At 66.7% G+C, this 5,894-nt stretch carries 4 protein-coding genes; 3 read left to right on the forward strand and 1 reads right to left on the reverse strand.

Features of this window, described 5'->3' with window-relative positions; all coding sequences use genetic code 11:
- Positions 1 to 393: 393 nt before the first annotated feature.
- The gene (locus tag TSO5_RS31340; RefSeq protein ID WP_109155278.1) at positions 394 to 1,368 is read right to left on the reverse strand and encodes a nitronate monooxygenase family protein; all 975 of its coding nucleotides are present in this window, start codon (positions 1,366 to 1,368) and stop codon (positions 394 to 396) included.
- Between the two features lie 411 nt (positions 1,369 to 1,779).
- Between TSO5_RS31340 and TSO5_RS31345 the strand changes: the two genes are divergently transcribed.
- The 3 genes from TSO5_RS31345 to TSO5_RS31355 all read left to right on the forward strand — a co-directional run.
- Positions 1,780 to 3,999, forward strand: coding sequence for an ATP-binding protein (locus TSO5_RS31345; RefSeq protein ID WP_109155279.1), 2,220 nt, complete (start codon positions 1,780 to 1,782; stop codon positions 3,997 to 3,999).
- Between the two features lie 4 nt (positions 4,000 to 4,003).
- Positions 4,004 to 4,477 carry a response regulator gene (locus tag TSO5_RS31350; RefSeq protein ID WP_109155280.1) on the forward strand — a complete coding sequence of 158 codons (474 nt, stop codon included), beginning with the start codon at positions 4,004 to 4,006 and terminating at the stop codon, positions 4,475 to 4,477.
- Positions 4,447 to 5,894, forward strand: a 1,448-nt coding sequence (locus TSO5_RS31355) for an HWE histidine kinase domain-containing protein (RefSeq protein ID WP_247871060.1), incomplete at its 3' end; no start/stop codon positions are given. The genes TSO5_RS31350 and TSO5_RS31355, both read left to right, overlap by 31 nt.

Consider the following 5,894-nt stretch of genomic DNA (forward strand, 5'->3'; position numbering starts at 1 on the left):
GCGGCCGGAGGCGGAAGTCCTGCGCGGAGAGCGGCATTTTTCCGATCAGGGATTTCCCCAACCCCCGGCCCTCCCCGCCATTTTATTTCCATAAGAATGCTTATGCGTTTTTTGGCGCCGTAGTGGCGGGCCTTACCATCGGCGCGGTGCCCGCTGAACATCCTTGCCCGTTCTGCGGGAACCGCTTGGCCGGGAATCGGTTGATCCAAGCATGACCGTGGCGTCACCGGGTAACCGGCGGCATCACGAACGAAGCGATTGAAGGACCGACATCATGCTCAAGATTCTCGGCTGGGCCATCCTGATCATCTTCATCATCGGCCTGCTGGTCGTCACCGGAATCCTGAAGCTGATCTTCTGACCGAACTTCTGATCCTGACCTGCCCTGCCCGTTCATTCCTCCGCCATCGCCAGGGCGCGGCGCAGGTGGGTGCGGCAGTCGGCGACCATGCGGCGGATCAGGTCGTCGCAGGTCGGGATGTCGTCGATCAGGCCGATCACCATGCCGGCCGAAACCACCCCATCCTGGACATTGCCGGACTGGAGCGCGGTACGGCCGCGCTGGCCGGCGACGAGCGGCCGAACCTCTTCGAACTGTGCGCCGCCGGGACGTTTTTCCAGCGCGACGACCTCGTCCGACACGGCGTTTTTGAACACGCGGGCGGTGTTGCGCATGCTGCGCAGGATCAGGTTGGTGTCGCGCTCGCCGGCGGCGACCAGCGCCTGCTTGATGCTGTCATGCACCGGCGCCTCGCGCGTGCAGAGAAAGCGCGTGCCCATATTGACGCCCTGGGCGCCGAGGGCCAGCGCGGCGGCCATGCCGCGCCCGTCGGCGATCCCGCCCGAGGCGATCACCGGAATACGCAAGGCCCGCACCGCGGCGGGGATCAGGATCAGACCGGGGATGTCGTCCTCGCCCGGATGCCCGGCGCATTCGAAGCCGTCGATGCTGATGATGTCCACACCCGCCCGCTCGGCGCTCAGTGCGTGGCGGACACTGGTGCATTTGTGCAGGATGCGGATGTCGTGCGCCTTCATCCGCTCGACGAAGGCGCGCGGGCTGTTGCCGGCGGTCTCCACGATGGTGATGCCGCTGTCGATGATGACGTCGAGATAGCGCTCGTAGGGCGGCGGTGTTACCGCCGGCAGCATGGTCAGGTTGACGCCGAAGGGACGGTCGGTCATCGCGCGGCAGCGTGCGATCTCGCGAGCCAGATCCTCGGGCGTCGGCTGGGTCAGCGCAGTCAGGATGCCGAGCCCGCCGGCATTCGACACTGCGGCGGCCAGTTCGGCCAGCCCGACCCACTGCATCCCACCCTGTACGATCGGGTAATCGATGCCGAGCAGGCGCGTCACCTCGGTTTTCATGGCGTCCCCTTCCCCACCCGTCCCATTGGCCGCTGACAGTCCCGGAGTCCCTACGGCATGCTTTCTTATAAGCGGAACCAAGCTTGATTGCGGAATATGATCTTCGACGTATGATAAAAGAGCAGGGTATTGGAAAATCTGAGGACAAGCAAAAAACTTAACCTATGATAATGAAAGTATAGGGTCTAAAGGGACATGCTGTCGCCTCGTTCACCTCAAGGCGGTGCGCGCGGCGGACGCAGGGTTTCTATACCGCTGATTATGCTGAATACCGCTGGAAGCCATCGGCATATGTCAGTGGAACCCGATTGAAGCGGGTCCGTTTCGGCAAGAGCCCGGCGGATTCGTGACCGAGATGAGCAAAGGACGACCGTGACGCCTGCAACCGGACCTGAACCGTGGCCCCCGACCATGGCGGGCACGCTTGATCTCGACGCCTGCGCGCGCGAACCGATTCACATCCCCGGCAGCATCCAGCCGCACGGCCATCTCCTGGCTATTGATGCGGACAGCCTTCGTCTCGTCTGCGCCAGCGCGGAAGCGGGCGCGGTGTTGAACCGTCCGCCGACCGATGCGTTCGGCATGCCGGTCGACCAGCTGATCGACGCCGGCTCCCTTGCTTCGCTGCTCCGCGGGCTGCGTGCCGCCCCTGCCGAACCGGTGCAGCTGGACATCCTGCACCTGCGCGGCGGCGGGGATTTCCAGGCGATCGCCCACCGCTCCGGCGATCTGGTGATCCTGGAGCTGGAGGAACTGCCCGCCACCGGCGCCGGCACGCTGGAGGCGCTGTATCCGCAGATGCGCGAAGGCATCCGCCGCATGCAGGCGGCCCATGACTTCGACGCCCTGCTGGCCAGCACCGCGGAGGAGGTGCGGGCGCTGACCGGCTTCGACCGTGTGCTGATTTACCGCTTCGACGAACAATGGAACGGCACCGTCATCGCGGAGGACGGCAACGGCCGCCTGCCCTCCTACCGCGGCCTGCGCTTTCCGGCCTCCGACATCCCGCAGCAGGCCCGGCGGCTCTACGCGCTGAATCGCCTGCGGCTGATCGCAGACACCCGTTATCAGCCGGTTCCGATTCTGTCCGACAGGCGGGATGCGCCGCCGCTGGATCTCACCTTTTCCGTGCTGCGCAGCGTGTCGCCGGTCCATCTGGAATATATGCGCAACATGGGCACGCCGGCCTCGATGTCGATCTCGGTCATGGACGGCGACCGGCTGTGGGGCTTGATCTCCTGCCACAATGCCGAGCCGCGGCAGGTCTCCTTCGCGGTGCGCACCGCCTGCGACCTGCTGGGGCAGGTGCTGTCCAGCCAGATGATCGCGCTGGAACGGGCGCTGGATGCCGACCACCGAATCCGCTCCAAGAGCACCCAGGCGCGGCTGCTCGCCCATATGGCGGCGGCTGAGCATTTCATCGATGGCCTCAGCGAGGATCGCGAGGATCTGCTGGCCCTGGTCAATGCCGACGGCGCCGCGATTCTGTTCGACGGCGATTGCCGGCTGATCGGCCGCACCCCGCCGCAGGAGGTGGTCGAGGCCATCGCCGCGGAACTGGCCGGCCAGGGCATCAAGGATCTGTTCGCCAGCCACCAGCTTCCCCTCGAGATCCCGGCCGCCGCCGGGATGGATCGGACCGCCAGCGGCCTGCTGGCGATCTCCATCTCGCAGCTCCATCCCAGCTATCTGCTGTGGTTCCGGCCGGAGATCGTGCAGTCCATCGACTGGGCCGGCGATCCCAACAAGCCGCTCGACTCCAGCGGCCGGCTCTCTCCCCGCAATTCCTTCGAAGCCTGGAAGGAGACGGTGCGCGGCCAGTCCCTGCCCTGGCGCCATGGCGAGATCGAGGCGGCCGGCGATTTCCGCAACGCCATCGTCAGCATCGTGCTGCGCAAGGCGGAGGAGATGGCCGCCCTGAACGAGGAGCTTCGCCGCAGCAACGGCGAACTGGCCGCTTTCTCCTACTCGGTCTCGCACGACCTGCGGGCACCTTTCCGCCACGTCACCAGCTATGCCGAACTTCTGCGCTCCCGCGCCGCCGACAAGCTGAACGAGCGGGAGCGCCACTATCTGGACAGCATCATCGAGGCGGCGAGTTCGGCCGGCCGGCTTGTCGACGGGCTTCTGCATTTCTCGCAGCTGGGCCGCACCACGCTGGCACGGGTGGAGGTCGATGTCGGCCGGCTGGTCGAGGAAGTGCGCCACCTGCTGGAACCGGACCTGCAGGGCCGCGACGTGCGCTGGACCGTGCATCCGCTCCCCAACGTCAACGGCGACCCGACGATGCTGCGGCTGGTGGTGCAGAACCTGCTGTCGAACGCCATCAAATACACCCGCGACCGCGCCGCGCCGGAGATCGAGGTGGGCTGCCGCACCACCGCCGACGCGCATGAGTTCTACGTGCGCGATAATGGCCGTGGATTCGATATGGCCTATGCCGGTAAGCTCTTCGGCGTATTCCACCGCCTGCATCGCGAGGAGGAGTTCGAGGGTATCGGCATCGGCCTCGCCAATGTCCGCCGCATCGTGGAGCGCCACGGCGGACGGGTCTGGGCGGAGGGCAGGCTGGACCACGGTGCGACCTTCCATTTCTCCCTGCCGCGGTCATCAGCCGCCGAATCGAGGTAGCCCCATGGCCAAGCTGAAACCGATCCTGCTGGTCGAGGACAACCCGAAGGACCTGGAGCTGACGCTGGAGGCCTTCGCCGAGGCCCAGCTCGCCAACGACATTGTCGTCGCCCGCGACGGGGCGGAGGCGCTGTCCTACCTGTTCCACGAGGATGGGCAGGCGGTGTCGAAGCCGACCGACCCGAAATATCCGGCCGTCATCATCCTCGACATCAAGCTGCCGAAGGTGGACGGGATAGAAGTGCTGCAGCGGATCAAGGCCAACGACAGCACCCGCGCCATTCCCGTCGTCATGCTGACCTCGTCCAAGGAGGAACAGGACCTCGTCCGCAGCTACCGGCTGGGGGTGAACGCCTTCGTGGTCAAGCCGGTCGGGTTCAAGGAGTTTTTCGACGCGATCCGCGACATCGGAAGTTTCTGGGCGATCCTGAACGAGCCGCCGCCCGGATGTCATCCCCGCAGGCCGCGCGGCAGCTGATGGCGCAGGTGATGGAACCTTTCGCCGGCCAGTCCGCCGGTTCTCCCTTGGCCGGCTCCCCCTTCACGGACAGTGGGCCGGCCGATCCGGGCCGGCCGATCCCGTGCCGTGTCCTGCTGCTGGAGGACAGCGGCATGGACGCCGATCTGGTGCGCGAACATCTGATGATGATCGACGACCACGCGTTCGACATTCACCGGGTCGAGACGCGGCAGGCCTTCATCGACGCCATCGCCGACGGCGGTCCCTACGACCTGATCCTGTCGGACTTCGACCTGCCGGATTTCGACGGCATGTCGGCGCTGGCGATCGCGCGTGACCGGCTGCCCCGTGTCCCCTTCATCTTCGTGTCCGGCATGCTGGGCGAGGAGAACGCCATCGAGGCGCTGAAGAAGGGCGCCACCGACTATGTGGTGAAGCTGCGCATGGAGCGCCTGCAGGTCGTGGTCCGCCGCGCCCTGGTGGAGGCGCGCGACCGCAACGAGTTGGCCGACAAGCGGGCGGCCCTGGCCGAGAGCGAGGCGCGTCTGCGCTTCGCGCTGGAGGCCGGGCGGCTGGGGTCCTGGGAGCTGACACTGGCGACCAACCAACTGCGTGTCTCGTCGATCTGCGCCGCGAATCTGGGGCTTTCCGATCCGGCCGATATCGCGACTTATGACCGGCTGCTGGAGCGCGTCCATCCCGACGACCGCGACTCTCAGCAGGCGATGGTCCGGCAGGCGGTGACCAGCGGTTTGCCGCTGGATATGGAATACCGCACGATCTGGCCCGACGGCAGCCTCCAATGGGTCCAGGTGCGTGGCCGCGCGATCTACGACAAGAACGGCACGCCGACCGGTCTGGCCGGCGTCTCGCTCAACATCACCGACCGCAAGAAGGCCGAGGAGCGACAGCTCCTGCTGCTGGAGGAGCTGAACCACCGGGTCAAGAACACGCTGGCGATGGTGCAGTCGATCGCCAAGCAGACCCTGCGCGCTGCCCCTTCGGTGGAAGCCTTCCCCGATGCCTTCCAGTCGCGGCTGCGTGCCCTGGCCCAGGCTCACGACCTGCTGACCCGCCGCCATTGGCAGGGCGCCTCGCTGAGCGAGATCGCCGCCCTGACGCTGGAGCCCCATGTCGATGCCGGCCGCGTCAGGGTCGGCGGCCCGCCGGTCAACCTGACCACCGGCGTGGCGGTGTCGCTGCACCTCGCCTTCCACGAACTCGCCACCAACGCCGCGAAATACGGCGCCCTGTCGGCGGAGAGCGGTCGCATCGATCTGGATTGGGAGATCACGCCGCCTGCCGGGCCGGCTGCACGGGATGGGTTGGCGAGCCATGCCGGCTCCGGGCATTCCTCCCGCACCGCCGCGGGCGCGCTGGTGCTGCGCTGGCGCGAGAGCGGCGGGCCGCCGGGGGTGCCGCCGACCCCTCGCGG

The sequence above is a fragment of the Azospirillum sp. TSO5 genome (genome assembly GCF_003116065.1).
Classification (GTDB): Bacteria; Pseudomonadota; Alphaproteobacteria; order Azospirillales; family Azospirillaceae; genus Azospirillum.

What these genes read in the sequence shown, in the direction of transcription:
- TSO5_RS31350 (WP_109155280.1), top strand. Translation starts at nt 4,004, where the DNA reads ATGGCCAAGCTGAAACCGATCCTGCTGGTCGAGGACAACCCGAAGGAC.
- TSO5_RS31345 (WP_109155279.1), top strand. Translation starts at nt 1,780, where the DNA reads ATGGCGGGCACGCTTGATCTCGACGCCTGCGCGCGCGAACCGATTCAC.
- TSO5_RS31340 (WP_109155278.1), bottom strand. Translation starts at nt 1,368, where the DNA reads ATGAAAACCGAGGTGACGCGCCTGCTCGGCATCGATTACCCGATCGTA.